This window comes from Caenimonas sedimenti, from assembly GCF_007833165.1.
GTDB classification, from domain to species: domain Bacteria; phylum Pseudomonadota; class Gammaproteobacteria; order Burkholderiales; family Burkholderiaceae_C; genus Ramlibacter; species Ramlibacter sedimenti.
In genome coordinates this window covers 86991-113700 of the sequence record NZ_VOBQ01000010.1, presented here as the reverse complement: position 1 = coordinate 113700, position 26710 = coordinate 86991, and the positions used below count along the sequence as shown (strand labels likewise).

The window sequence follows — 26710 nt, the reverse complement described above, 5'->3', positions numbered from 1 at the left end:
CGCCTCTCAGCGCCGCATCAGCAAGGCCTGCCGCAACAACCGCGCCGCGCGGTCGCGCAAATGCCCCGGCAGGCTGTGCCGCGGCTTCGGCGGATGCGCCTTGGCGGCGTTGCACGCGGCCATGAAATCCATCAGCAGCGGCGTGTCGTCCAGCGTGTTCGCTTCTTCTTCGCGGAACTCCGGGTGCCACTGCGTGGCGGCAATGTAGCTTCCGCCCTGCCGGCGCATCGCTTCCGGCACCCGGTCGGGCAGGCTCCAGGCCTCGATGGCGAAACCTTCGGCCAGCCGTTTCACCGCCTGGTGATGGATGCTGTTCACGCGCCCGCGCAAGACACCGCGATAGAGGTGGGAGAGGCGCGAACCTTGCACGATCTCGACTTCGTGGTAGTTGCGGTCGTAGGTTTCGGCATCGCGGTGCCGCAGCGTTTCCGGATGGCCGTGCTGCTCCTCGATGTCCTGGTACAGCGTGCCGCCGAACGCCACGTTGATGAGTTGCATGCCCCGGCAGACGCCGAAGATCGGCTTGCCCGCCTGCACGAAGGCCTCGACCACCGCCAGGTCGTACAGGTCGCGCACGCGGTCGCCGATCCAGGCGTCCCTCAGCGGCTCCTCGCCGTAGCTGCCTGGCCAGACGTCGGCACCGCCATGCATCACGACGCCATCCAGCCATTCCGCGTAGTGCGAGAGTTTGACGTCGCCGCGTGCCGTCTCGCCGGTCGGGCACGGCACCATCACGACCATGGCACCGGCCGACATCAGCCAGTGGGCGATCGATTGCTCGACGTATTGCAGGGTCTTGTTGGTGAACAGCGGGCGGGTGGGGTCGGCGTGCGAGAAACACGCCGACAGGCCGATCTTGAGGCGGTGAGCCGGCATGCGAGGCGGGAGAACTTCTCCGGGATGGCGGGATCATTCAGTCTATGAGCCGCGACGCATGCCGCGTGTCGGCCGGGAACCCGTTCTCAACTGGTGGAGATCCGTCGAATGCAATGTCCCGTGTGTACCAATGTCCAGCTGGTGATGTCCGAACGCAGCGGCATCGAGATCGATTACTGCCCGCAGTGCCGCGGCGTCTGGCTGGACCGGGGCGAACTGGACAAGATCATCGACCGTGCGGGGCCGGCGGCGGCCGCCATGCCGGCGGCTGCCGCGGTCCCGGCACCGCCGGTTCACCGGGACGAACGCTATCGCGATGACCGGCAGTCCTATCCGCCCCAGTACCCCCCGCAGGGCGGTTACTACCGAAAGAAGAAGCGGGAGGGCTTCCTGGGCGAGCTGTTCGACTTCGACTGAGGCGCCGGCGCCCTCATCGCAGCGAGAGCACCCGCCAGCCGCGCTCGCCCGCGATCGCCGCCAGCCGCGGATCGGGATCCACCGCCACCGGCACATCCACCGCCTGCAGCAGCGGCAGGTCGTTGATCGAGTCGCTGTAGGCCGTGCTGTGCAGGCCCGCCAGTGACAACGAGCGCCCGGCCAGCCAGTCGTGCAGCCGCTGGACCTTGCCCTCGCGCATGTTGAGCGTGCCGTGCGTGCTGCCGGTGAAGCGGCCGCTTTCGATCAGCGGCTCGGTGGCCAGCAGGTGCTCGATGCCCAGGTGCTGCGCCGTCAGCTCGGTGATGAAGCGGTTGGTGGCCGTGGTCATCGCGACCAGCGCACCTGACTCGCGGTGGTCCTGCACCAGCCGGCGCGCCGCGTTCGGGATGCGCGGCAGCACCATCTCGCGCAGGAAGCGCTGGCGCAGGGGTTCCCAATCGGCGGCCGTGCGCCCGGCCAGCGTGCCCACGTAGAAGTCGGCGAACTCCGCCACGCCCACGGTGCCGGCCTTGTAGCGCGCCTCCATGTCGGCGTTGCGCGCGGCGAACGCGGCGCGCTCCAGGACGCCTTCGGCCATCAGGAACTCGCACCACAGCACGTCGCTGTCGCCGTGCAGCAGCGTGTGGTCGAGGTCGAACAGCACGATCGCGTCGCGTGTCGCATCGGTGGAGGATGCGCGCGAAGGCAGGCGATGGACGGACGCGGTCATCCGGTCAGGCGGGCTGGCGCAGGTGCCAGGCCTTGGGCCGGGTGAACGTCTGGATGCCGTACCTGGACAGGGTGAGGCCGACGCCCGAATCGCCGACACCGCTCCACGGCAGGCGCGGGCTCACGCGGTCGCAGCAGTTCCAGTAGACGCTGCCCGCCTTCACCTGCGAGAGCACACGCTTGGCCCGCGCCTCGTCCCGTGTGTAGACACCGGCCGTCAACCCGTAGCGCGTGTCGTTCATCAGACGCACGGCCTCGTCGTCGTCGCGCACTTTCTGGATGCCGATCAAGGGGCCGAAGCTCTCCTCTCGCATCAGCTCCATGCTGTGGTTCACGTCGCTGAACACCGTGGCCTCGAACCAGTTGCCCGGACCCTCGCCCCGGTGGCCGCCCAGCAGCAGTTTGGCGCCCTGGGCCTTGGCGTCGGCGACTTGCGCCGCGAGCACATCGAGCTGCGGCGCGCGGGTGATGGCGCCGATGTAGGTGTCCTCGCTCGCCGGGTCTCCCATGCGGTAGCTCTTGACCGTCTGCACGAAGGCGTCCACGAACGCGTCGTAGCTGCGCTCATGCACGTAGATGCGTTCGACCGAGCAGCAGCTCTGGCCGGTGTTGTACATCGCGCCGTCTGCCAGCGATTCGGCCGCCGCCTTCGGGTCGGCATCGTCGGCGACGTAGGTCGGGTCCTTGCCGCCCAGCTCCAGCTGCAGCTTGACGAAGCGCTGGCCCACCGCCTGCGCGATCCGCTGGCCCGTGGCGTGGGAGCCGGTGAAGAAGACACCGTCCACCTCCTGCTCCAGCAGCGCCTGGCCCACTTCGCCGCCGCCGACCAGGCCCACCAGGATGTCGCGCGGCACGCCGGCCTCGTGCAGCAGGCGGCAGATCTCCAGGCCGGTCAGGGTCGCGTACTCGGAGGGCTTGTAGAGCACCGCGTTGCCGGTCAGCAGCGCCGGCAGGATGACGTTGCAGCCGACGAACCAGGGGTAGTTCCAGGCCGAGATGTTGGCGACCACGCCCAGCGGTTCGTGCTGGATCTGCTCGCGCATGCCGCCTTCATCGAACACGGTCTCGCCCGCGATGCTGCGCTCGGTCTCCTGCAGGAAGAAATCGATGCGCGGCAGCAGGCCGTTCAGCTCGTTGCGCGACATCTTGATCGGCTTGCCGGTTTCGCGCGTCATGGTCGCGGCGAGAAGCTCGAGGTCGCGCACGACACCGGTGCGGAAGCCTTCGATGCAGGCCTTGCGCCTTGCCAGGGGAAAGGCCGCCCAGAGCGGCTGGGCCGCGCGCGCCGCTGCCGCCTTGGCGGCGACCGACGCCGCGTCGTCCGCGGGCAGCGCGATGATCAGTTCCCCGGTGGCCGGGTTGTGGATGGAAAGAGTGGTCATGGTTCGGTGCGGGCCGTGCGCGCGGCCTCGAGAAAGTCGCGCAGCAGCGGCGAGTCGTCCACCACGCCGTGCCTGGGAAAGTGAAATTCGGGATGCCATTGCACGGCCGCGATCCAGGCGCCGCCGGTGTGGCGGATGGCCTCGATGACGCCGTCGTCGGGCGACAGGGCTTCCGCCTGGAAGCCCGGCGCCAGGTCCTTGATGCCCTGGTGGTGCACGCTGTTGATCTTGTGGCGGCGCTCGCCTGGCAGCAGCTGCGCGAGGCGGGTGTCCGGCAGGATGTCGACCTCGTGGAAGTTCAGGTCGTAGGCCGCCGGATCGCGATGCACGCGCGCGCCGGGCTTCTGCGTGGTGATGTCCTGGTACAGCGTGCCGCCGTGCGCGACGTTGATCAGCTGCAAGCCGCGGCAGATGCCGAACACGGGCTTGCCGGCCTGCTCGAACGCCTTCACCAGCGCGATCTCGTATTCGTCGCGGGCGCGGTCGCCGCTCCATTCCGGCTTGAGAGGCTCTTCGCCGTAGCTGCCCGGCCAGACATCGGCGCCGCCGTGCAGCACCAGGCCGTCGAGCGAGGCCGCGTAGTCCGCCAGCGTGACGTCGCCGCGATAGGTCTCGCCGGCAGGTGCCGGCACCATGAAGGGCAGTGCGCCTTGCGACATCACCCAGTGGGCGGTCGACTGCTCGATCCATTGCAGCGTCTTCGACGGCGCGGCTTTGCGACCTTCGTCCGGATGGAAGAAGCAGGCGCTGATGCCGATCTTCAGGCGTTGCTTCACGGGCGCGAGCCCCCCTCCCAGCCTCCCCCCAGAGGGGGGAGGAGCAACTCAAGCTCCCTCCCCCTCTGGGGGAGGAGCAACTCAAACGCCCTCCCCCTCTGGGGGAGGGTTGGGGTGGGGGCACGCGCGTCCCGGTTCACATCGCCCCCAGAAACAGCCGCTCGAAATCACCCGCAGTCACCGGCCTGGGATTCGTCTGGTGGCAGATGTCGGCCACGGCGATCTCCACCAGGCGCGGGATCTGCTCCTTCTTCACCCCATGCGTGGAGAGCGTCCCGGTGATTCCCACCTGCGCCTTGAGGTTCTTCAGGTACGGCACGAAGGCCGCGCCGCCACCCGGAACGCCGCACACATGCGCGAGCTCATCGAATTTTTCCGGCACCTTCTCGCGGTTCCACTCCAGCACGGAATCGATCATCAGTGCATTGGCCAAGCCGTGGTGCAGGTCGCACACGGCGCCCAATGCGTGCGCGCAGGAATGCACGGCGCCCAGGTCCTTCTGGAAAGCGATGGCGCCCATCATCGAAGCCATCATCATGTCGGTGCGGGCCGCCAGGTCGGCCGGGTTCTGCACTGCTTTCAGCAACGACCGGGCGGCGATCCGCGTGCCCTCCAGCGCGATGCCATCGCACAGCGGGTGGTAAGCCGGGGAGAGATAGCTCTCGATGTTGTGCGTGAGCGCGTCCATGCCGGTGGCAGCGGTCACGTGCGGCGGCAGGGCCAGCGTCAGTTCCGGGTCGGCGAAGACCTTGCGCGCCAGGATCTTGGCGCTGAAGATCACGCGCTTCAGGTGCGTGTCGTTCTCGCTCACCACCGAGGAGCGGCCGACTTCCGAGCCGGTGCCCGACGTGGTGGGCAGCGCCACGAAGTAGGGCAAGGGCTGGTCGATGGGACGCACCTTGGGGTGGTCCCAGGCGTATTCGATGATGTCGCCCTCGTGCGTGGCCGCGATGCCGACGACCTTGGCGACGTCGAGCGCGGCGCCGCCGCCGAAGCCGATGACGCAGTCGGCGTTGTGCGCCTTGAACGCCGCACCGCCTTCCATCACCTGGCTGGCGGTCGGGTTCCCGAACACGCCGGAGAAGACGGCGACGTCCAGGCCTGCCAGGTGCGTGCGGAACTCGGCCAGCACGGGGAGTGCGGCCAACGCCTTGTCGGTGACGATCAGCGGCCGCTTCAGGCCCTGCTCGCGCAGGTGCCCGGCGACTTCCTTGCGGGCACCGGGGCCGAACTGGATGGGGGTGGGAAAGGCGAAGTTGGTGAGGCTCATGAGTGGCTCAGGTCCAGGTGCATGTGGTTCTTGGCGTAGGCGGTGCCGCCCACCTTGATGGCGCGGGGCTCGACGCCGAAGGAGCGGAAGCCGGCCTTCTCGTAAAGCGCGCGCGGCTTGTCGTTGCCGTCGGTCACGGTCAGCACGAGCGATTCGATGCCTTCGGCGCGGCATTCGGCGATCAGCGCCGCCAGCAAGCTGGCGCCGATCCCGTGGCCTGCGGCTTCCGGCGCGACGTACATCGCAACCACCGTGGCCTTGTGGCGGTTCTTGGCGCGCGTCTCACGCTCCAGGCCCACCATGCCGCACAGTTCGCTGCGCAGGAACGCGCCCCAAAAGGTGATGCGGCTCGATGCCAGGCGCTCGGCCGAGGTGGAAAGCGGCAGGCGCTCGTCTTCGTCGTGGCTCGACGTGAATGCATCCGGGTGCTCGCGCAGCGCACGCAGCCGCAACGCGCGGTAGGCCGCGGCATCGGGCGGGGCGAGCAAGCGGATCTCCACGCCGGCCATCAGATGATCTCGAAGTAGCGCTTCAATTCCCAGTCGGTGACGGCGTCCTGCCACTGCCGGTATTCCCACTCGCGGGTGGCCGCGAAATGCTCGACGAAGGTGTCGCCCAGCCAGTCGCGCGCGATCTTCGAGTCGCGGAAGATCTTCGTCGTTTCCAGCAGGCTGCGCGGTGCGCGGGGGATGTTCTCCGCGCCCTGGTTGGTTCCCGTGATGGGCGGCGCGGTGAGCTTCAGCCCTTTTTCCACACCGTACATGCCGGCGGCGATGACCGCGGCCATCGCCAGGTAAGGGTTCACGTCGGCGCCGGGGCAGCGTGTTTCCAGTCGCGTGCCCTTTGGAGAACCGGCGATCACGCGGAAGCTGGCCGTGCGGTTGTCGATGCCCCAGGTCGGCTTGACGGGCGCCCAGAAGCCATCGACCAGGCGCTTGTAGCTGTTGATGGTGGGCCAGATCATCGGCCCGAACTCCATCATGCAAGCCACCTGCCCGGCGAGGTAGCTCTCGAACAGCTTGCTCATCTTGCGCGGGCTCTTGGCGTCGTAGAACAGGTTGCTCTTGCCGTCCGACAGGCTCTGGTGGATGTGGCCGCTGCAGCCCGGGTAGCTCTGGCTCCACTTGGCCATGAAGCTGGGCATGATGCCGAAGCGCTTGCCGATTTCGCGCGCGCCGGTCTTGAACAGGATGGCGCGGTCGGCCTGCTCCAGCGCGGAAGAGAAGCCGATCGCGACTTCGTAGACGCCCGGCCCGGTCTCGGTGTGCAGGCCTTCGATCGGCACATTGAAGGCCAGCATCTCGTCCATCAGCGCATTGAAGAAGCCGGGGTTGTCCGCCATGCGCAGCAGCGAGTAGCCGAACATGCCGGGCGTCAGCGGCTCCGGCCCCACGCCCTTTTTCGCGGCCCAGGTGTAGGGCGTCTCTCGGAAGTTGAACCACTCGAACTCCATGCCCGTCATGGGCGCGAAGCCGAGCTTCTCCGCGCGCGCCAGCACCCGCTTGAGCGTCTGGCGCGGGCACACCGGGAAGGGCGAACCGTCGGCGTTGATGAAGTCGCCGAGGAAGAACGGCACCTCGTTGTCCCAGGGCACGCGGCGCGCCGTTCCAAGGTCCACCTGTGCCAGCGCGTCCGGGAAGCCGTGCTGCCAGCCCGTGACCTCGGTGTTGTCGTAGCAGACGTCCTGCGAATCCCAGCCGAACACCACGTCGCAGAAGCCGAAACCGCCGGTGGTGGCGCCCTCGAACTTGTCGATGTGCAGGTACTTGCCGCGCAGCACGCCGTCGATGTCGCTGACGGCGACCTTGACCTTGGTGGCGCCGGCCTTCTTGAGCGCCGCGAGGGCGGGGTGGATCTTGTTCGTCGCCAACTTGGTGTCTCCAGTTCGGGCTCAGGCGTGGGCCACCGCGGAACCGGCTTTGCCGGGCCGCTGGTGGCGCCCCCTTGAGGGGGAGGCGCCGCAGGCGCTTCGGGGGTGGGTCATATTGCCGGTTCGCCTGAGGCGATGCCCATGTCCTGCAACGCGAGTTCGACGGCGTGCACCGCCTGCTCCATTTCGTTGCGGCCGATGGCGCCGATGCAGCCGACGCGGAACGTCTCCATCTGCGTCAGCTTGCCGGGGTAGAGGATGAAGCCGTGCTTCTTGGCGGCTTCGTAGAACGCCCTGAATTCGTAGCACGGGTCGCCGGGCGCATGGAAGGTGACGATGATGGGCGCCTGGATCGCCGGTTCGAGGAAGGGGATGAAGCCCATCCGGCCCATGCCGTCGATCAGCGTACGGTAGTTGTCGGTGTAGCGCGCCAGGCGCGCGGGCTGGCCACCTTCGGCTTCGAACTGATCGATGGCTTCGGCCAGCGCCACCACCACGTGGGTCGGCGGCGTGAAGCGCCACTGGCCCGTCTTCTCCATGTAGACGTGCTGGTCGTGCAGGTCCATCGCCAGCGACTGGCTGCGGCCGGCGCAGCTTTCCACGATGGCCTTGCGCAGGAACACGAAGCCCATGCCGGGCACGCCTTCCAGGCACTTGCCACTGGCAGCGACCAAGGCATCGAACCGGAGCTCGCGCGCATCGATGGGCAACGCGCCGAAGGAGCTCATGGCATCCACGATCAGCCCGACGCCGCGGCGCGCGCAGACTTCCGCCACCTCGGCCAGCGGGTTCAGCACGCCGGCCCCGGTCTCGCAATGGATGAGCACGACGTGGGAGATGCTGGAATCCTCCACCAGCTTGGCTTCGACCGCCTCGGCGGACACCGGCGCGGACTCGTCGAACGGCAGCACCGTGCAGCGGCGCCCCATCAGGTTGGTCAGCCGCGCCGCGCGCTTGCAATAGGCGCCGTTGTCGGCCACCAGCACGTGGCCGTCGCGCGGGACCACCGTGGCCACGGCCGCCTCCACGCTGAAGGTGCCGCTGCCCTGCAAGGGCACGACCACGTGCGAGTCCTCGCCATGGATGACCTTCAGCAGGCTCTGCCGCACCTTGGCCGTGACGGCGATGAAGTCGCTGTCCCACGAACCCCAGTCGCGCAGCATCGCGAGCTTGGTGCGCAGGGTCGTGGTGAGCGGGCCGGGGGTCAGGAGGATGGGGTCGCGGTCCATGCTGTTTCGATCCTATGTCAGTTGGCCGTTCTCGTGGTGTTCCGAACGGGTCTGGTCGAGGGACACCGCGGAACCGGCTTTGCCGGGCCGCTGGTGTCGCCCCCCGGGGGGAGGCGGCCGTAGGCCGCTTCGGGGGGAGTCATGTTCTTCGCCAGGCTTGTGTGCGGCGGTTCACCCACCAGGCCAGTGCCATGAACAAAAGCGTGGCAATCGTGGAAGCGATACCGATGAGCACGGCCATGGCCGCTGCGGCGCCCATTTCGCCGGCTTCGTCCAGGTTCAGGATGGCGATGGATGCCACCTTGGTCTCGGGCGAGTAAAGGAACACCACGGCGGAAATCGTCGTCATCGCGTTGATGAAGAAATAGCGGGCGATGTCCACCAGCGCCGGCGTGCAGATCGGCAGGGTCACCCGCCAGAAGGTCTTGAAGAACGGCACCTTCAGCGAGGCGCTCACCGCCTCGAACTCGCCGTCCAGCGACTTGAGCGCCGTCACCGCCGTCAGGTGACCCGTGGTGTAGAAGTGCACGATGGTGCAAAGCGTGAGCAGCGTGACCGTGTGGTACAGGCCGTTCAGCGGGTTGTCCGGCTCGTTGAAGAAGAAGATGTAGCCCAGGCCCAGCACCAGCCCGGGCACGGCCATCGGCAGCATGGCGAGCAAGCGGACGATGCCACGCAGGCCGTCCATGCCCTTGGTCTTTTCCAGCAGATACGCGCCGCAGAAGACCAGGATGGTCCCGAAGAAGGCCGTGCCCGCCGCCATCTTCAGGCTGTTGACGAAACCGACGCCCACCTCGGCATCCACCAAACCCATGGTGTAGTGACGCAGGCTGGGCTTCAGGTCATAGGGCCAGAAGCTGGCGAAGGAGGCGAACACGGCCATGCCCAGCATCGCCAGCACCAGGAACGCGATGAAGGCGCAGTACAGCGTCATCGCGAGGTCGTAGCCGCGCGAGGGCTTGGGCGCGTAAGGCACGGCGCGCGCAGTCAGCATGGCCGTCTGCCGGCGACTCACGTAGCTGTCGACGCCAAAGGTCAAAACGGCCGGCGCGAGCAGCAGGATGGCGACGACCGCGCCCTTGGCGAAGTCCTGCTGGCCGATCACCAGCTTGAAGACGTCGGTGGCCAGCACGTTGAAGCTGCCGCCGATCACCTTGGGAATGCCGAAGTCGGTGATGACGAGCGTGAAGGTCACCAGTGCCGCGGAGATCAGGCCGTACTTGGCGCCGGGCAACGTGATGGTGAAGAACTTTCGCGCAGCCGTGGTGCCCATCGCGTCGGCGGCTTCATACAAGCGCGCGTCGGCCAGGCTCAACGCGGTCACCAGGATCATCAGCGCATGGGGGAACACCGCGAAGCACTCCGCGATGACGATGCCGGCCGGACCGTAGATCTCCTTGAAGCCCAGCGCCGCCATCCAGCCCTTGAGCACCCCCTGGTTGCCGAACCAGTAGATCAGCGAGATCGCCGACAGCAGCGAAGGCGCCAGCAGCGGCACCAGCGTGATGCCGCGGAACAGCGCCTTGTACGGCATGCAGGAGCGGGTCAGGGCGTAGGCGAAGCCGAAGGCCAGCGGCACGGTGATGGCGGTGACCAGCGCCGAGACCCAGAGGCTGTTCCACAGGCTGTCCAGCAGCGCGGGGGTCTTCGCATACGCGATGAAGTTGTCCAGCCAGACGAACTCTTCGCTCTTGCCCTGCAGCGCCTTCAGCAGGATGGACAGCAGCGGCAGCGCCAGAAAGGCGACGAGCAGCAGCGCGACCACCAGCAACGCGACATGCGCCGTGCGGTCGGTCCAGTGGGAACGCAGGCGGATCGCGGCGCCGGCCTGCTTCAAGACGGCTGCCACGTCAGAACACCTTGATGCGTTCGGGCACGAGCCGCAGCTTGAGCGGCGAGCCGACCGCCAGCGCCTGCTCGGACAGGAAATTCAGCGACAGATACACCGTGAGCTTGTTGGTGTCCAGCGCGGGCGAGGCCACGTGCACGTGGCAATAGGAGCCCAGGAAGTCGATCTTTTCGATGCTGGCATCGAACACATGGGCGTCACCGTCCGCGATGGGGCGCGCCAGCACGTCTTCGGGCCGCAGGTAGATGCGCGCCTGGCGGTCATCGCCCGTGCACGGGATGCGCAGGCTGCCCACATGGATGTGCCCGCCCGCCACCTGCACCGGCAGCACGTTCACCTTGCCGACGAAATCGGCGACGAAGGGCGAGGCGGGCTCGCGGTAGATGTCCATGGGCGTGCCGACCTGCTCGATCACGCCGTGGTTCATGACCACGATGCGGTCAGCCACCGACAGCGCCTCTTCCTGGTCATGCGTCACCATGATGGTGGTCACGCCCAGCGTCTGCTGCAGCGCGCGGATTTCCGAACGCAGGCGCACCCGCTCCAGCGCGTCCAGCGCCGACAGCGGCTCGTCCAGCAGCAGCAGGCCGGGGCGGGTCGCCAGGGCCCGCGCCAGCGCGATGCGTTGCTGCTGCCCGCCGGACAACTGCGACGGGTACTTCGATTCGCTGCCGGGCAGGCCCACCAGCTTCACCAGTTCGGTCACCCGCTGCTTGATCTCCGCCTTCGGCGTCTTGCGGTTGACCAGGCCATAGGCCACGTTGTCCGCGACGCTCAGGTTGGGGAACAGCGCGTAGCTCTGGAAGACGATGCCGTAGTCACGCTGCGCGGGCGGCAACAGCGAGATGTCGCGCCCGCCCTGCCAGATCTCGCCGGCCGTCTGCGTTTCCAGGCCGGCGATGATCCGCAGGAGCGTTGTCTTGCCGCAGCCCGAAGGGCCGAGGAAGCAGACGAACTCGCCCTTGCGGATGCCGAGGTCGATGCCGTGCAGCGCGGTGAAGCTGCCGAACTCCTTGCGAATGCCCCGCAGATCAAGAAACAGCTCCGGATTCACCGCGGTCGGACCTCAGCGCTTTTCAGATTTGCTGTTGTAGCGCTTCGTCCACTCGTCGAGGATGCGCTCGCGGTTGTCGGCGGCCCACTTGAAGTCCATCTTCACCAGGCGCGCTTCATAGTCCTTCGGCACGTTGGCGAGCGGCGGCGCGAGGCCCGGCTGCGCGGTGATCGCGAAGTTCTTGCCGTACAGCATCATCGCGTCCTTGCTCGAAGCCCAGTCGGCGAGCTTCTTCGCGGCGTCCAGCTTCTTGGTGCCCTTGTGGATGGCGAACGCCTCCAGGTCCCAGCCCAGGCCTTCCTTCGGGAACACCAGGTCGATCGGCGCACCCTTGGCCTTGTTGGTGTTGCCGCGGTATTCGAACGAGATGCCCGCCACGAACTCACCGGCCGCCGCCATGTTGCAGGGCTTGGAGCCCGAGTGCGTGTACTGCGCGATGTTCTCGTGCAGCGCGTCCATGTACTTCCAGCCGCCGCCTTTGCCCTTGTCGTCACCGAACAGGGTGAGCCAGGCCGTCACGTCGAAGTAGCCGGTGCCGCTCGATGCCGGGTTGGGCATCACGATCTGGCCCTTGTAGATGGGCTTGGTCAGGTCCTTCCAGGTCTCCGGCTTGGGGATGCCTTTCTTCTGCGCTTCCACCGTGTTGAAGCAGATGGTGGCGCCCCACACGTCCATGCCGAACCAGGCGGGAGGATTCTTCTTGTCCTTGTACTGGCTCATGATGCCGTCGAGATTGAGCGGCGCGTACGGGATCAGCATGCCGTTGCTATCGAGCAGGGCGAGGCTGGAGGCGGCGACGCCCATCACGGCATCGGCCTGCGGGTTGCCCTTCTCCGCCAGCAGCTTGGCCGTGATCACGCCCGTGGAGTCGCGCACCCACTTGATCTCGATGTCCGGGTAGGACTTGTTGAAGCCCTCCTGGTAGGCCTTCAGCTGATCGGTCTCCAACGCGGTGTACACCAGCAGCTGGGTCTTCTGCGCGAAGGCCGTCGCCGCGAACGCGGCCAGGCCGGCCAGCAGCAGGGACCGGAAAATCTTCTTCGGGTGCATGGGGAGCTCCTCAAGGACAAATGGTTTTCGATGCTCGACGCTGCCGGTGACCGCGTGATGACGCCATCCCACGCACCTTGCGATTCATTGGACGACGCGACTGCCGGGCTTGTCAATTGTTTTTTGCAGATTGTTGACAATCCCCTAAAGGGTGCTCTAATCGCGCCCATGAACGCCCTCCTCCACCCCACGATCGCCCTGCTCCAAAGCAGTTCGCTCGCCAATGTGGTGCAGCAGGAGATCGAGCGCGCCATCCTGGCCGGGGAATACGCCCCGGGCAGCAAGCTGATCGAAGCCACGCTGGCGACCAAGATGGGCGTCTCCCGCGGCCCCGTGCGCGAAGCCTTCCGCATGCTGGAGGAAGCCGGCCTGGTGCGCACCGAGAAGAACCGCGGCGTCTTCGTGCGCGACATCCCGATGGACGAGGCGGTGGAGATCTTCGACCTGCGCGCCGCCATGGACGAACTGGTGGGGCGCCAGCTGGCGGCCAACATCAAGCCGGCGGAGCTGAAGGAAATCCGCGGCCTGGTCGATGCGATGGAGAAGGCCGTGAAGGCCGAGGACGCCTACAACTACCACCTGCTGAACCTGAAGTTCCACGACCGGCTGGTGGAAATGGCCGGCAACCGCAAGCTCACCGCCATCTACCGCAAGCTGATCAAGGAACTCTCGCTGTTCCGCCGGCTGAACCTGGCCGACGGCTGGCTGCTGCCCATCTCCGCCAGCGAACACCGCGCCATCCTGAAGGCCATCGCGGCGGGCGACCCCGAAGCGGCGGGCCAGGCGATGTTCCAGCATGTGATGGACAGCAAGGAACGCACCATCGCCAACGATTTGCGGCGGCAGGCGCGCCAGCCCGCCGTATGAGACACAGGACCGCCATGCTCACCGTCAACCAAAGACAGTACAAGCCGCCCCGCCAACCCACCGTGGTGGTCTGCGTGGACGGTTGCGAACCCGACTACCTGGGCCAGGCCGTGGCCGCCGGCCAGATGCCCTGGCTGAAGCGCACGCTCGCCGAAGGCACCGGCCTCATCGCCGATTGCGTGGTGCCCAGTTTCACGAACCCGAACAACCTCTCCATCGTGACCGGCGCCCCACCCAGCGTGCACGGCATCTGCGGCAACTACCTGTACGACACCGCGACCGGCACCGAGGTCATGATGAACGACCCCAAGTGGCTGCGCGCGCCGTCGCTGCTGGCAGCGCTGGCGGACAGCGGGCACTCGGTGGCGGTCGTCACGGCCAAGGACAAACTGCGCCGCCTGCTCGGGCATGGCATGAAGGGCATCTGCTTCTCCTCCGAGAAGTCGAACGAGGTCACGCAGGAGGAGCACGGCATCACCGGTGCGGTCGACATGGTCGGCATGCCGGTGCCCAGCGTCTACAGCGCGGAGCTGTCGGAGTTCGTCTTCGCGGCCGGCGTGCAGCTGATGCGGCGCAAGAAGCCGCAGGTGATGTACCTCTCCACCACCGACTACGTGCAGCACAAGCACGCGCCCGGCACGGCGGGCGCCAACGCCTTCTACTCGATGATGGACCGCTACCTGGCGCAGCTGGACGACCTGGGTTGCATCATCGCGCTGACCGCCGACCACGGCATGAACGCCAAGGTGGGCCTGGACGGCAAGCCGGACGTGATCTACCTGCAGGACTGGTTCGATGCCGCGCTCGGGCCGGCCGTGGCCCGCGTGATCCTGCCCATCACCGATCCCTATGTCGTCCACCATGGCGCGCTGGGTTCCTTTGCCACGGTGTACCTGCCGGCCGGCACGGCGGCGGGCCCGCTGGTGAGCCAGCTGCAGGCGCTGCCCGGCATGGAAGTCGTGCTGGACCGCGAAGCCGCGGCCGCCCGCTTCGAACTGCCAGCCGACCGCATCGGCGACATCGTGGCCGTATCCGAGCGCTTCACCGTGATCGGTACCTCCGCCGAACGCCACGACCTGAGCGGCCTGGACGCGCCCTTGCGCTCGCACGGCGGCATCAGCGAGCAACGGGTGCCGCTGGTCATCAACCGCAAGCTGCCGGGGCTGGACACCAACCGGCGCTTCCGCAACTTCGACGCGTTCGACCTGGCGCTGAATTATGCACAGTAGCGCCGTCATTCCCGCGAAGGCGGGAATCCAGGGCTCCCCGGCGGATTTCATCCGCGCGCACGCGCTCGACCGCATGCGCATCGCAGGCCGGCAAGTGGGCGAAGGCCGCGGCGGCGAACGCACCATCGCGGTCCAAAACCCCTACACCGGCGAGCAGATCGGCACCGTGCCGAAGGCCACGCTGGAAGAAGTACGCGAAGCCTTCGAGATCGCGCACGGCTACCAGGCGAAGCTGACCCGCTCCGAGCGCGCCGGCATCCTGCAAAAGACGGCCGCCCTGGTGCGCGAACGCCTGGACGACATCGCCTCGCTCATCACCGCCGAAGCGGGCCTCTGCCGCAAGGACGCCATTTATGAGGCGGGCCGCGTGAGCGACGTGCTGCTGTTCGGCGCCACCGAGGTGCTGAAGGATGACGGCCAGATCTTCAGCTGCGACCTCACGCCGCACGGCAAGAAGCGGCGCGTCTACACCCAGCGCTCGCCGCTGCTGGGCGTGATCAGCGCCATCACGCCGTTCAACCACCCGATGAACCAGGTGGCGCACAAGGTCGTGCCCAGCGTCGCCACCAACAACCGCATGGTGCTGAAGCCTTCGGAGAAGGTGCCGTTCTCGGCGATCTTCTTCGCCGACCTGCTGTATCAAGCCGGCTTGCCGCCGGAGATGCTGAGCGTGGTCACCGGCGACCCGCGCGAGATCGCCGACGAGCTACTCACCAATCCCCACGTCGACCTGATCACCTTCACTGGCGGCGTCGCCATCGGCAAGTACATCGCGTCCAAAGCCGGCTACCGACGCGTGGTGCTGGAACTGGGCGGCAACGACCCCATCATCGTGATGGAAGACGCCGACCTGGACGAAGCCTCGACGCTCGCGGTCCAGGGCTCGTACAAGAACTCGGGCCAGCGCTGCACCGCGGTCAAGCGGATGCTGGTGCAGGAGTCGGTGGCCGGCAAATTCACCGACCTCGTCGTGGACAAGACGCGCGCCTGGAAGCACGGCGACCCGGCGGATGCCTCGGTCGACATGGGGACGGTCATCGACGAGCCGGCAGCGCAACTGTTCGAATCGCGGGTGAACGAGGCGGTGGCGCAGGGCGCGCGGCTGCTGGTGGGCAACCAGCGGCGCGGCGCGCTCTACGCACCGACCGTGCTCGACAACGTGAGTCCGGCCATGACCGTCGCGCGTGAGGAAACCTTCGGCCCGGTGTCGCCCATCATCCGCTTCCGCGACATCGACGAAGCCATCCGCATTTCCAATGGCACGGCCTACGGCCTGTCGAGCGCCGTCTGCACCAACCGGCTCGACTACATCACCCGCTTCATCAACGAGCTGCACGTCGGCACGGTGAACGTGCGCGAGGTGCCGGGCTACCGTCTGGAGCTCACCCCTTTCGGCGGCATCAAGGATTCAGGACTCGGCTACAAGGAAGGCGTGCAGGAAGCCATGAAAAGCTTCACGAACTTGAAGACTTATTCACTGCCCTGGGTGTGAGAAGGCGAACACAATAGCCGCGGAGGTGCGGACATGGCACTGAGCATCGAAGACATCGCGACCCTGTTCGAGCAAAAAGGCGGGGAACAGTACAGCGGCGAGCCCGTGACGCAACTGGAGCACGCGCTGCAATGCGCCAAGCTGGCGGAAGACTACGGCGGCGACGACGAACTGGTCACGGCCGCCCTGCTGCACGACCTGGGGCACCTGCTGCACGACCTCGGCGGTACGCCATCGCTGCAGGGCGTGGACGACCTGCACCAGTACCGCGCCGTTCCCTTCCTGCGCGGCGTCTTCAGCGACAGCGTGATCGGCGCCATCCAGGGCCATGTGGACGCCAAGCGCTACCTGTGCGCGACGCAGCCGCACTATTACGAATCGCTCTCGGCGGATTCCAAGCGCTCGCTGGTGCTGCAAGGCGGTGTCTTCAACCCTGAGGAGTCGGCGAGATTCATCGCGGCACCGGGCGCCGAGCGCGCCGTGCGGTTGCGGGTGTGGGACGACATGGCCAAAGCCGAAGGCCTGCCGACGCCCAAGCTGGGGCATTACCTCGATCGGGCGAGGCGTTGCACGAACTGACGGCGCGCGGCGCCACGCCGCCATGACCTGGCCCGTCCTCGCGGCCGTCCTCTTCGGCGCCCTGCTGCATGCCAGCTGGAACGCCATGGTCAAGTCCAGCAGCGACAAGGCGATGGATGCGGCGGTGATGCACATGGTCGGCTCGGTGGTGGCGCTGCCGCTGGTCCTCGTCGTCGGGCTGCCACCGATCTCGGCCTGGCCCTACATCGGCGCTTCGCTCGTCATCCACATCGGCTACTACATCGCGCTCACGGGGGCCTACAAGCATGGCGACCTGGGGCTCACCTATCCCTTGATGCGCGGGACCGCGCCGCTGCTGGTCGCGCTGTCGTCCACGCTGGCGTTCGGCGAGGCGCTGTCGCCGCTGGCCTGGGCCGGGGTCATCGGTGTCAGCTGCGGCGTGCTGGCGCTCGGGTTGTCCCGCCACGCCATGGAGTCACCCCGCGCCGTCGGGTTCGCGCTCGCCAACGCCGTGATCATCGCGATGTACACGATCGTCGACGGGCTGGGCGTGCGCGTGTCCGGCAATGCGTTGCAGTACGTGGCCCTGCTGTTCGTGCTGGACGGCTGGCCCTTCGGCCTGATGGTGCTGTGGCGGCGCAAGCCCGCCGTCTTCTGGGCCTACACGCGGGCCCGCGCCCCACTTGCCGTGGTTGGCGCGTCGGCCTCGCTGGGCTCGTACGGCATCGCGCTGTGGGCGATGACGCGGGCGCCTGTCGCTACCGTGGCCGCGCTGCGTGAAACCTCGGTGCTGTTCGCGGCCCTGTTGGGCACGTGGTTCCTCAAGGAAGTCTTCACCATCCGCCGTGCAATGGGCACGGCCGCCATCGTGGCCGGCGTCATGTGCCTGAGGTTGGGGTGATCGAATGACCTTGCCGTCGCATGCCGAAATCGTGATCGTGGGCGGCGGCATCGCCGGCTGCTCCACCGCCTACCACCTGGCGAAGCTGGGCAAGACCGATGTGCTGCTGCTGGAGCAGGGCAAGCTGACCAGCGGCACCACCTGGCACGCGGCGGGGCTGGTCGGACAGATGCGGCCCAACCGGACGATGACGCAGATGTCCAAATTCGGCATCGAGCTGTACGCCACGCTGGAAGCCGAGACGGGTCTCGCGACCGGCTGGAAGCAGTGCGGCAGCGTCAACGTGGCGAAGACGCCGGACCGCATGAAGGTGCTGCGCAAGCAGTTGGCCATGGCGCGCAGCTTCGGCGTCGAATGCCACGAGATCTCGCCGGCCGAAGCGGGCGAAAAATACCCCGTGTTGCGCACCGACGACCTGCAGGGCGCGCTCTGGCTGCCGGGCGACGGCAAGGCCAACCCGGCCGACCTGTGCATGTCGCTCGCCAAGGGCGCGCGCAACCGCGGTGTGAAGATCGTGGAGGACGTCGAAGTGACCGGCGTCACGACGGAACGTGGCCGCGTCACCGGCGTCACCACAGCGCAAGGTGGAGTGCGCTGCGACACCGTCATCAATTGCGGCGGCCAGTGGGCGCGCCAGTTCGGGCGGCTGGCCGGGGTCAACGTGCCGCTCTATCCGGCGGAACATTTCTACGTGGTCACCGGCAGGATCCCCGGCGTGCATCCGATGCTGCCCGTGATGCGCGACCCCGACGGCTTCATCTACTACAAGGAGGAAGTGGGTGGCCTGGTGATGGGCGGTTTCGAGCCCGTGGCGAAACCGTGGCGCGTGGACCCGATCCCATCGACCTTCCAGTTCCAGCTGCTGGACGAGGACTGGGACCAGTTCGAGCTGTTGATGCAGAACGCCATCCATCGCACGCCCTGCCTGGAGACGGCGGAGATCAAGATGCTGCTGAACGGGCCGGAGAGCTTCACGCCCGACGGCAACTTCATCCTGGGCGAGGCGCCCGAGCTGCGCAACTACTTCGTCTGCGCCGGATTCAATTCCGCCGGCATCGCCAACAGCGGCGGCGCTGGCCGGCTGATCGCCGAATGGGTGGTGGGCGGCGAACCCAGCACCGATGTCTGGGACGTCGACATCCGCCGCTTCGGTGCCTTCACGGGCAACCGCAAGGCCCTGGCGGAGCGCACCGGCGAAACGCTGGGCCTGCACTACGCGATGCGCTGGCCGCGGCAGGAGCTGGAGACCGCGCGGCCGCTGCGGACCTCGCCGCTGTACGACTTGCTGGCGGCGAAGGGCGCGGAGTTCGGCAGCAAGAATGGGTGGGAGCGGGCGAACTACTTCCGGCCCCGCATGCCGGAGGGCGCCCCCCTCCCAGCCTCCCCCCAGAGGGGGGAGGAGCAATACCAGGAACGTCCCGAGCACACACTCGGCACGCCCGGCTGGCTGCCCTGGATGATCGAAGAGCAGCGCGCCACGCGCGAAGCCGTCGCGCTGTACGACCAGAGCTCGTTTTCCAAGCTGCTGCTGCAGGGCCGCGACGCATTGCCTTTGCTGCAGCAGCTCTGCGCCAACGACATGGACGTGCCCATCGGCAAGATGGTCTACACGCCCATGCTCAACGCGCGCGGCGGCATCGAAAGCGACCTCACGGTGATGCGGCAGGCGGTGGACCGCTTCCTCATCGTCACCGGTTCGGCGCAGGCGACGCGGGACGCCGACTGGATCCAGCGCCACATCCCGGGCGACGCCCATGCCGTGCTCACCGACGTCTCGGCGATGTTCAGCGTGCTCTCGGTGATGGGCCCGAAGGCGCGCGAACTGCTGGCGCGCGTGGGTCCCGATGACCTCTCACCCGAAGCGCTGAAATTCTCCTGGACCAAGGAAATCGACCTGGGCCATGCCCGCGTGCGCGCCGCCCGCATGAGCTACGTCGGCGGCCCCGGCTTCGAGCTCTACGTGCCGGTCGAGATGACGCGCCATGTCTATCTCGCGCTGACGCAGGCCGGCGTCGACCTCGGGCTGCGCGACGCCGGCTACTACGCGCTCGACGCCTTGCGCATCGAGCAGGGCCGGCGCGCGTGGGGCGCCGAGCTCGGGCCCGACGAGACGCCGTGGGAGGCCGGCCTGGCGTTCAGCGTGAAGCTCGACAAGGCCGGCGGCTTCATCGGGCACGACGCGTTGCTGGCCGCGCGCGGGAAGCCGCTGCGCAAGAAGCTCGTCACGCTGGTGTTGCAAGATGCGGCGGCCTACGCCTGGGGCGGCGAGACCATCCTGCTGGACGGTGAACCAGCCGGCGAACTCAGCTCGGCCGGCTACAGCCCGCTGGCGCAGGCCTGCGTGGCGCTGGGCTACCTGCGTGGCGCGGCGGCCCAGCAGTTGCATGCGGGAACGCCGGCAGAGATCCTGCTCTGGGGCGAGCGCATCGCGGTGACCCTGCACGACCAATGGCCGCCCCGCGCGGCCGCGTGAAGAGCTCGGCGGGGCCCCTGCAACTACCGTCGCGCTGCGCAGCGGCGCGCCGAGATTCCCCCGGTTGCGGCGGACCCCGCACAGGTCTAGGATGGTTTTCCCATTCGGTCGAGGAAGCATCCCATGGCAACCCATCGAGACATCGCCGCCCGGCGCACCCTGGCCCTCGTCGGCCCGAGCGCCGCCGGCAAGACCAGCCTGGCGGAGGCCTTGCTCTGGAAGGCCGGAGCGATCGGCACCCCCGGCAGTGTAGAAAGGGGGAGCACGGTCTCCGACCACGACCCCCTGGAAAAACGAGCGCTGCGGTCCCTGAACGCGGCGCTCGTTCATTTTGAGCACCAGGGAATCCGCACCCACCTGATCGACACGCCCGGCGCCGGCGACTTGCTGGGCCAGTCGCTGCCGGCATTGGAAGCGGTGGAAACGGCCGCCATCGTCATCAACGCCAGCGCCGGGATCGAACCCATGGCGGTGCGCATGATGGAGTGGGCGAAGGAACGCGGGCGCGACCGCATCATCGTGGTCAACCGCATCGACGCGCAGGGCGTGAACCTCGAGGCGCTGGTGGCACAGATCCAGGCGGCCTTCGGCAAGGAATGCCTGCCGGTCAACCTGCCCTCGCAGCGCGGCGAGCGCGTGATCGACTGCTTCTACCACCTGACGGACGACGGGCCGCCACCGGACTTCTCATCGATCGAGGCCGCGCACCGCGCGCTGGTCGAGCAGGTGGTGGAAGTCGATGCCGCATTCACCGAGCGCTACTTGAACGAGGGCGACGTAGCCCCGCAGGAACTGCACGCGCCGCTGGAGCAGGCGATGCGCGAGGGCCACCTGATTCCGATCTGCTTCGTCTCCGCGCGCACCGGCGCCGGCGTGGTCGAACTGCTCGATGTGATCGAGAAGCTGCTGCCCGACCCGACCGAGAGCAACCCGCCCGAGTTCCTGGAGGGTGAGGGCGCAGCGGCGAAACCCATGCAGGCAGTGGTGGACCCGGCGAAGCACGTGCTGGCGCACGTGTTCAAGATCACGCAGGACCCGTACGTGGGCAAGATGGGCGTGATGCGCGTGCACCAGGGCACGATCACGCGCGACAGCCAGCTCTACGTGGGCGACAGCCGCCGGCCGTTCAAGGTGGGCCACCTGTTCATGCTGCAGGGCAAGGAGCTGAAGGAAGTGCCCAAGGCGGTGCCGGGCGACCTCTGCGCCATCGCCAAGGTGGAGGAGCTGCACTTCGATGCCGTGCTGCACGACGCGCCCGAAGACGCGCACATCCACCTGAAGCCGCTCGACTTCCCGGTGCCGGTGCATGGCCTGGCGATCTCGCCGAAGCGGCGGGGCGACGAGCAGCGGCTGCACGACATCCTCCTGAAGCTGGTGAGCGAAGACCCGTGCCTGAAGGTGGAGCACGCGGCCCAGACCAACGAGACCGTGGTCTACGGCCTGGGTGAATTGCACCTGCGCACACTGCTGGAGCGGCTGACCGAGATCCACAACTGCCAGGTCGAGACTCGGCCGCCGCGCATCGCCTACCGCGAGACCATCACCGCGCCGGCCGAGGGCCACCACCGCCACAAGAAGCAGACCGGCGGCGCCGGCCAGTTCGGCGAGGTGTTCCTGCGCATCGAACCGCTGCCGCGCGGCAGCGGCTACGAGTTCGTCGACGAAGTGAAGGGCGGTGCCATTCCGCACAACTTCATGCCGGCCGTGGAGAAGGGCGTGCGGCTGGCCATGGAGCAGGGCGTGGTGGCCGGCTATCCGGTGGTCGACCTCAAAGTGGTGGTCTACGACGGCAAACACCATGCGGTGGACAGCAAGGAGATCGCCTTCGTCTCCGCGGCCAAGAAGGCACTGGCCGCCGCGGTGCAGTCCGCGCGGCCTTGCGTGCTGGAGCCGATCGTGCACGTGGAGATCGCCGCGCCCGAGCACAACATCGGCGACATCACCGGCGACCTCGCGTCACGGCGCGGCCAGGTGAGCGGCACGCAGTCGAGCAACGTCGGCGCGCTGACCGTGCTGGCGCAGGCGCCGCTGTCGGAGCTGGCCAGCTACCAGTCGCGCCTGAACTCGCTCACCGGCGGCCAGGGCCGCTACACCATCGCCTTCAGCCACTACGAGCCGGTGCCGCCGACCGTGCAGTCGCAGCTGGCTTCGCAGTACAAGGTGAAGGACGACGCTTAGGTTTCGCTTAGCGCGTCCCCGTCGCCTCGACTTCGACCCGCCGGTCCGGCTGCAGGCACGCCACCAGGGCCGGCGTCGGCTGGTTGCCCTTGCAGTCGGCGGGCGTGGTGACGGGTTGCGTTTCGCCCGCACCCCGGATGCTGATCGTCGCGGCCGCCACACCGGCCTGCACCAGGTGCGCCTGCACCGCGGCGGCGCGCCGCTCCGACAGGCGGAGGTTGTAGGCCGTGGAGCCGATCCGGTCGGAGTGGCCGGTCACCAGCACGCCGTCCACGCGCACGCCACGCAGGCGCTGCGCAAAGGCATCCAGCTGCCGCTGCCCTTCCGGGCGCAGCGTGGCCTGGTCGAAGTCGAACAGGGCGTCGGCCGAGAACTGCACGCGGGTGGTTGGAGCCGCCGGCGCCGCCGGGGCGGTGGAAGGTGACGGGGCCGTGCCGGCCGCAGCCGGAGACGGCGCCGTGCTTGCTGCCGCGCCCGGGGGCGGGCTCATGGTGCCGGCGGCGCCCGGCACGCCGGTCTGGGCACCGGGGCTCCCAGGAACCGCTCCGGGTGTCGTGGCGACGCGCTGCATCGAACCCGACGCCCCGAACCGGTAGACCAGGCTGATCGACGCCACGTCCACATTGCCCTTGTTGCCCACGGAGTCGCTGATGCGGTAGCGCTCGAGCTCGGCGCGCAGCTGCCAGGCCGGGCTCAGCTGCCAGCCGATGCCCGCGCCGAGCTTGAGGCCCCAGTCGCGTTCGCTGCGGCTGGTGACGCCATACGGGTTGCTCACCGCGCCCGCGGCGCCGAAGCTGCCGCGCGACTGCGCGTAAATCAGGCCGGCGCGTCCCAGCAGCGACAGGCGCTCGGTCAGCGGCCAGCTGCCCACCAGGTCGAGGTTGATCCCGCGCATGCGCACATCGCCCGTCAGCTGCCCCGCCGGGAAGGTGCTGGCGGCAAAGCCGAAGCGCCCCAGGTCGAACCAGCCGGCTTCCACGCCGAAGTGGCGGTTGAACTGGTAGCCGCCAAACAACCGGTATGCCGCTTCGCGCTCGTCTTCGGCCATGCTGACCGGGTCCAGGCCCTGGTTCAGCAAGCCGTTGCGGATCCGCTCGTCGTCGACGGTGGTGGCCGCGCTGCCGATGCCGGCGCCGGCGTACCACCCGGCGTCCTGCGCGAATGCCGCGGGCGTGGCCAGGCCCCCCAGGGCCAGGCAGGCCAGCGCGACGGAAGTTCTTGCGTGGGTCATCATGGTCTTGCTTTCCTGGAGGAGGCCGTTCATGGGGCCGGGACGTTGATGACCGTGTCCACCAGTGTGACGGCTGCACCGGTCGATAGCACCCGCCCGTTCAAGGTGGTGACGGCCGCGGCGCCCGCGCCCGAAAGCGCCGCGCCTGCCTGCGTGATGATGGTGCCGACCATGGTGCCGCCACCGACTGCATTCACCGTGGCGGTCGTGCCGACCTGCCAGTACACGTTCTTGGACTGCGCGCCATTGATCAGGATCACGTTCTGCGGCACGGCGGTGCCCACGGTCAGCGTCGTCGCCATCTGGAACACCCAGGTGGCGTTCGCGTTGCCCTGCGCGTCCAGCGTGAGGTCGCCGCCCTGGATGCGGAACGAACCGCCGGCGGCCGTGTAGGTGCCGGGGGTCAGCGTCAGGTTGGCCAGGTTGCCGGCGCCGGGGTCGGTACCGGCGGGGCGTGCCGCCAGGTTGTTGTACGCCGCCAGTGTGTCGGCCCGGGCCTGGGTCGCGGCGGCCAGCGTCGCCGGCGTCCCGTCGGTCGGGCAACCTGCGGTCGGCGGCGGTGGTGCCGTGTAGATGCGGCCGTTGACGGTGCCCATGTTCGCCCCCGTCTCGGTGTAGGTACAGCCCGCTCCCGCATGATGCAAGCCCGTGACCGTGGTGGAAGCCGCGGTCGTGCCGACGTCGCCGCTGATCACCGTCAGGGTGCCCTGGTTGACCGTGCCCCCCGTGCCGCCGAAGACGCCGAAGGTGGATGCGGTGCCCAGCAGGGAAATCGTGGGCGGCGCGTTGCCGGGGGTCGGGGCGCCTGAGCCGGTGGTGCAGGTGCCGACCACGAAGTTCCAGCTGTAGTCCGCCGCCAGCGTATTCCCAGGGACGGCCAGATCGCGAACGCCGCCGGGGCCGCCGCGGATGCGGGCGCGGTAGGTGGCGCCCTGCGACAGCGGAGCCTGCGGCGTGAAGGTGGCGATGCGGCCGCTGGCGTCCAGCACCACGGAGGCGGCAGGGACGTTCGCCCCGCCGGCCTCGGTCACGATGAAGTTCGATGCGCCGATCGTGGTCGGGTCGATCCGCGACCCCGAGGGAACGCTGAAGGTGGCGCTGATCGCGTTGCCGGTGCACGTGAATGCGCTCGAGTTGGCGGCGGGGTTGGTGCTGGCGACTGCCAGGTCCGATGACGCCGATGCCGCCGTCGCGGTGAAGGTCCAGACGTAGTTGCTGGCCGCGGGCAGCGCAGCCTGATTGCCGGCCAGCGCGTTGCCGGCCAGGTCGGCGGCCGCGGCCGTGATGACGGCCGTGTAGGTCGCGCCCGGCGTGAGCGCTGCGCCGGGCGTGAACACCGCCATGCGGTTGCCGACGACATAGGTCACGGTGCCCGCGGGCGAAACGCAGGGCAGCGCGCAGGTCACGGTGAAACTCGACGGCGAGATGGTGCTGGGCGCCATGTCTTCGCTGAACGTCGCGCTCACCGACGTGTTCGCGGGCACCCCCAGGGTCGGCCCCGGGCTGCTGGTGGCAGGAACGGTCGAAGTGACGCGCGGCCGCGTGCTGTCGGCCGACATCTGCGTCGTGAACCGCCAGCTGTAGGGGGCGACCATGCTGAGGCCGGTCCGGCTGCTGCTGGCCCCGGCGATGGTGGCGGTGTACTCGGTCAGGGGCGCGAGCGCGGAGCCGGGCGCCAGGGTGAAGGTGGCGATCCGCCGCGTGGCATCCAGGCCGACGGTGCCGGTGGGCGACACGCAGGGCGCCGCGCAGCTGACCACGAAGCTCGCGCCGCCGGTGATCGGCGCCATCGGCTCGCTGAAGTCGGCACTGACGACCACGTTGAGGGCGACCCCGGTCGCGCCGGCGACCGGCGACACGGCGGTCACGGTCGGCGGCCGTGGGGTCGAATCGAAGCCCAGGACCGGTTCGCGGCTGCCACCACCGCCGCCGCAGGCAGCGAGGCTGGCAGCCAAGAAAAGCGCCGCCAGCCACGGCCACGCACGCATGCATCTGTTCATGGAAACCTCACTGCTGAGGCCCAGAATGGTAAAGATGCAGTGTTGCAGACTAGCAACGCCCAGGCTGGCGTACGGCCAGCCTGAGTTGCCGGGTGCCCTGAACGCGCTCTAGCGCGTCCCGGTCACTTCGACTTCCACGCGGCGGTCCGGCTGCAGGCACTTCACCAGGGCTGCGGTGGGCTGGTTGCCCTTGCAGTCGCCCGGGATGGTGACGGGTTGCTCTTCCCCGGCACCGCGGCTGCTCATGCCAGCGACGGCCACGCCGGCCTGGCCCAGGTGCGTCTGCACGGCGGCGGCACGCTGCTGCGACAAGCGCAGGTTGTAGGCTTTGGACCCGATGCGGTCGGTGTGTCCGATCACCTGCACGCCATCATGGCGCACGCCGCGCAACTGCTGCGCGAAGGCGTCGAGCTGGCGCTGGCCTTCGGGCCGCAGCGTCGACCGGTCGAAATCGAACAGTGCATCGGCCGAGAATCGCACGCGCGCCGGAGCGGACGGCGGCGCGACCGGGTCCGCCGGCGGCAGCGCGGGCGGCACGCTGACCGGTGCCGGCGCCGGCGCCGGTGACGCGGCGATGACCGGCGCGGGTGCCGGCGCGGCGGCAGCACGCGGCGGAGGCGCCGCCGAAGCCCCGAAGCGGTAGACGACGCTGAGCGACACGACGTCGACGTTGCCCTTGTTGCCCACCGTGTCGTCGATTCGATAGCGCTCCGCTTCGGCGCGCAGCTGCCAGGCCGGGCTCATCTGCCAGGCGAAGCCGGCGCCGAGCTTGAAGCCGACGTCGCGCTCGCTGGTGCTGGTGGCACCGTAGGGATTGCTCACCGCACCGGTCGCGCCGAAGCTGCCGCGGGTTTGCGCATGGACCACGCCCGCGCGGCCCAGCAGCGCGAAGCGCTCCGTGAGGGGGAGCGTGCCCACCAGGTCGAGGTTGAAGCCGCGCATGCGGACATCGCCCGTCAGCCGGCCCGGCGGTGCCGTGTCGGCCGTGAAGCCGAACCGGCCCAGGTCGAACCAGCCCGCCTCCATGCCGAAATGCCGGTTGAACTGGTAACCGCCGAACAGGCGGTATGCCACGTCCCGCTCGTCGTGGGCCATGCCGCTCGTGGCCAGCCCCTGGTTCGCCAGGCCGGCGCGGATGCGTTCGTCATCGATGGAGCTGGTGGCGCGGCCGATGCCGCCGCCGGCGTACCAGCCCGAATCCTGGGCAGACGCGGCCGGGCTGGCCAGGCCCGCGAGGGCCAGGCAGCCCAGGGCCACGGAGTTTCTTGTGGTGTTCATGTCTTGCTTTCTTGTGGGA

22 protein-coding genes are annotated in these 26710 nt (G+C 68.3%); 8 read left to right on the top strand and 14 right to left on the bottom strand.

Going from position 1 to position 26710, the window contains the following annotated elements; genetic code table 11:
* Window positions 1-6: 6 nt before the first annotated feature.
* A complete protein-coding gene (locus FN976_RS13210) occupies window positions 7-876 on the bottom strand; it encodes a gamma-glutamyl-gamma-aminobutyrate hydrolase family protein (RefSeq protein ID WP_145893499.1) in 870 nt (289 codons plus the stop codon).
* Between the two features lie 108 nt (window positions 877-984).
* Here FN976_RS13210 and FN976_RS13205 point away from each other — a divergent pair, with 108 nt between their 5' ends.
* Complete coding sequence (locus FN976_RS13205) at window positions 985-1293, top strand: TFIIB-type zinc ribbon-containing protein (RefSeq protein WP_145893498.1); 309 nt, start codon at window positions 985-987, stop codon at window positions 1291-1293.
* 13 nt (window positions 1294-1306) lie between these two features.
* Here the strand turns inward: FN976_RS13205 and FN976_RS13200 are convergent, their stop codons facing one another.
* The 10 genes from FN976_RS13200 to FN976_RS13155 all read right to left on the bottom strand — a co-directional run bounded on the left by FN976_RS13200 (window position 1307) and on the right by FN976_RS13155 (window position 12502).
* Entirely contained in the window at window positions 1307-2023 is a 717-nt protein-coding gene (locus FN976_RS13200) for an HAD family hydrolase (protein WP_145893497.1), read from the bottom strand.
* Between the two features lie 4 nt (window positions 2024-2027).
* Window positions 2028-3404, bottom strand: a complete 1377-nt coding sequence (locus FN976_RS13195; protein WP_145893496.1) for an aldehyde dehydrogenase family protein — start codon at window positions 3402-3404, stop codon at window positions 2028-2030.
* Window positions 3401-4180, bottom strand: a complete 780-nt coding sequence (locus tag FN976_RS13190) for a gamma-glutamyl-gamma-aminobutyrate hydrolase family protein (protein WP_255440407.1) — start codon at window positions 4178-4180, stop codon at window positions 3401-3403. Before FN976_RS13190 ends, FN976_RS13195 begins: the two co-directional genes overlap by 4 nt.
* 136 nt (window positions 4181-4316) lie before the next feature.
* Window positions 4317-5450: an iron-containing alcohol dehydrogenase gene (locus FN976_RS13185; protein WP_145893494.1), complete on the bottom strand. Its 1134-nt coding sequence runs from the start codon at window positions 5448-5450 to the stop codon at window positions 4317-4319.
* A complete protein-coding gene (locus FN976_RS13180; RefSeq protein WP_145893493.1) occupies window positions 5447-5959 on the bottom strand; it encodes a GNAT family N-acetyltransferase in 513 nt (170 codons plus the stop codon). The genes FN976_RS13185 and FN976_RS13180 overlap by 4 nt, the downstream gene beginning before the upstream one ends.
* Window positions 5959-7320: a glutamine synthetase family protein gene (locus tag FN976_RS13175; RefSeq protein ID WP_145893492.1), complete on the bottom strand. Its 1362-nt coding sequence runs from the start codon at window positions 7318-7320 to the stop codon at window positions 5959-5961. Before FN976_RS13175 ends, FN976_RS13180 begins: the two co-directional genes overlap by 1 nt.
* Before the next feature lie 110 nt (window positions 7321-7430).
* Window positions 7431-8549, bottom strand: coding sequence for a 2-aminoethylphosphonate--pyruvate transaminase (locus FN976_RS13170; protein WP_145893491.1), 1119 nt, complete (start codon window positions 8547-8549; stop codon window positions 7431-7433).
* Window positions 8550-8688: 139 nt separating this feature from the next.
* The gene (locus FN976_RS13165; protein WP_255440406.1) at window positions 8689-10398 is read right to left on the bottom strand and encodes a putative 2-aminoethylphosphonate ABC transporter permease subunit; all 1710 of its coding nucleotides are present in this window, start codon (window positions 10396-10398) and stop codon (window positions 8689-8691) included.
* A 1-nt stretch (window position 10399) separates the two neighbouring features.
* A complete protein-coding gene (locus FN976_RS13160; RefSeq protein ID WP_145893490.1) occupies window positions 10400-11452 on the bottom strand; it encodes a putative 2-aminoethylphosphonate ABC transporter ATP-binding protein in 1053 nt (350 codons plus the stop codon).
* Between the two features lie 12 nt (window positions 11453-11464).
* On the bottom strand, window positions 11465-12502 hold the full coding sequence (locus FN976_RS13155; protein WP_145893489.1) for a putative 2-aminoethylphosphonate ABC transporter substrate-binding protein: 1038 nt from the start codon (window positions 12500-12502) through the stop codon (window positions 11465-11467).
* A gap of 168 nt (window positions 12503-12670) precedes the next feature.
* Between FN976_RS13155 and FN976_RS13150 the strand changes: the two genes are divergently transcribed.
* The 7 genes from FN976_RS13150 (at window position 12671) to fusA (ending at window position 22182) form a co-directional block, all read left to right on the top strand.
* Window positions 12671-13369, top strand: a complete 699-nt coding sequence (locus FN976_RS13150) for a phosphonate utilization associated transcriptional regulator (RefSeq protein ID WP_145893488.1) — start codon at window positions 12671-12673, stop codon at window positions 13367-13369.
* Window positions 13370-13383: 14 nt separating this feature from the next.
* The gene (phnA, locus tag FN976_RS13145) at window positions 13384-14598 is read left to right on the top strand and encodes a phosphonoacetate hydrolase (RefSeq protein WP_255440405.1); all 1215 of its coding nucleotides are present in this window, start codon (window positions 13384-13386) and stop codon (window positions 14596-14598) included.
* A 73-nt stretch (window positions 14599-14671) separates the two neighbouring features.
* The gene (gene phnY / locus FN976_RS13140) at window positions 14672-16090 is read left to right on the top strand and encodes a phosphonoacetaldehyde dehydrogenase (protein WP_145893530.1); all 1419 of its coding nucleotides are present in this window, start codon (window positions 14672-14674) and stop codon (window positions 16088-16090) included.
* Between the two features lie 33 nt (window positions 16091-16123).
* A complete protein-coding gene (locus FN976_RS13135; protein WP_145893486.1) occupies window positions 16124-16669 on the top strand; it encodes a phosphonate degradation HD-domain oxygenase in 546 nt (181 codons plus the stop codon).
* 22 nt (window positions 16670-16691) lie between these two features.
* Entirely contained in the window at window positions 16692-17531 is an 840-nt protein-coding gene (locus FN976_RS13130) for an EamA family transporter (protein ID WP_145893485.1), read from the top strand.
* A gap of 4 nt (window positions 17532-17535) precedes the next feature.
* Window positions 17536-20004: a GcvT family protein gene (locus tag FN976_RS13125; RefSeq protein ID WP_145893484.1), complete on the top strand. Its 2469-nt coding sequence runs from the start codon at window positions 17536-17538 to the stop codon at window positions 20002-20004.
* 123 nt (window positions 20005-20127) lie between these two features.
* Window positions 20128-22182, top strand: a complete 2055-nt coding sequence (gene fusA / locus FN976_RS13120) for an elongation factor G (protein WP_145893483.1) — start codon at window positions 20128-20130, stop codon at window positions 22180-22182.
* A 7-nt stretch (window positions 22183-22189) separates the two neighbouring features.
* On the opposite strand, the gene FN976_RS13115 is transcribed toward fusA, so the two are convergent.
* The 3 genes from FN976_RS13115 to FN976_RS13105 all read right to left on the bottom strand — a co-directional run bounded on the left by FN976_RS13115 (window position 22190) and on the right by FN976_RS13105 (window position 26691).
* Window positions 22190-23446, bottom strand: coding sequence for an outer membrane beta-barrel protein (locus tag FN976_RS13115; RefSeq protein WP_255440404.1), 1257 nt, complete (start codon window positions 23444-23446; stop codon window positions 22190-22192).
* A complete protein-coding gene (locus tag FN976_RS13110; RefSeq protein WP_255440403.1) occupies window positions 23443-25401 on the bottom strand; it encodes an Ig-like domain-containing protein in 1959 nt (652 codons plus the stop codon). The genes FN976_RS13115 and FN976_RS13110 overlap by 4 nt, the downstream gene beginning before the upstream one ends.
* A gap of 120 nt (window positions 25402-25521) precedes the next feature.
* Entirely contained in the window at window positions 25522-26691 is a 1170-nt protein-coding gene (locus FN976_RS13105) for an outer membrane beta-barrel protein (RefSeq protein WP_145893481.1), read from the bottom strand.
* Window positions 26692-26710 lie beyond the last annotated feature (19 nt).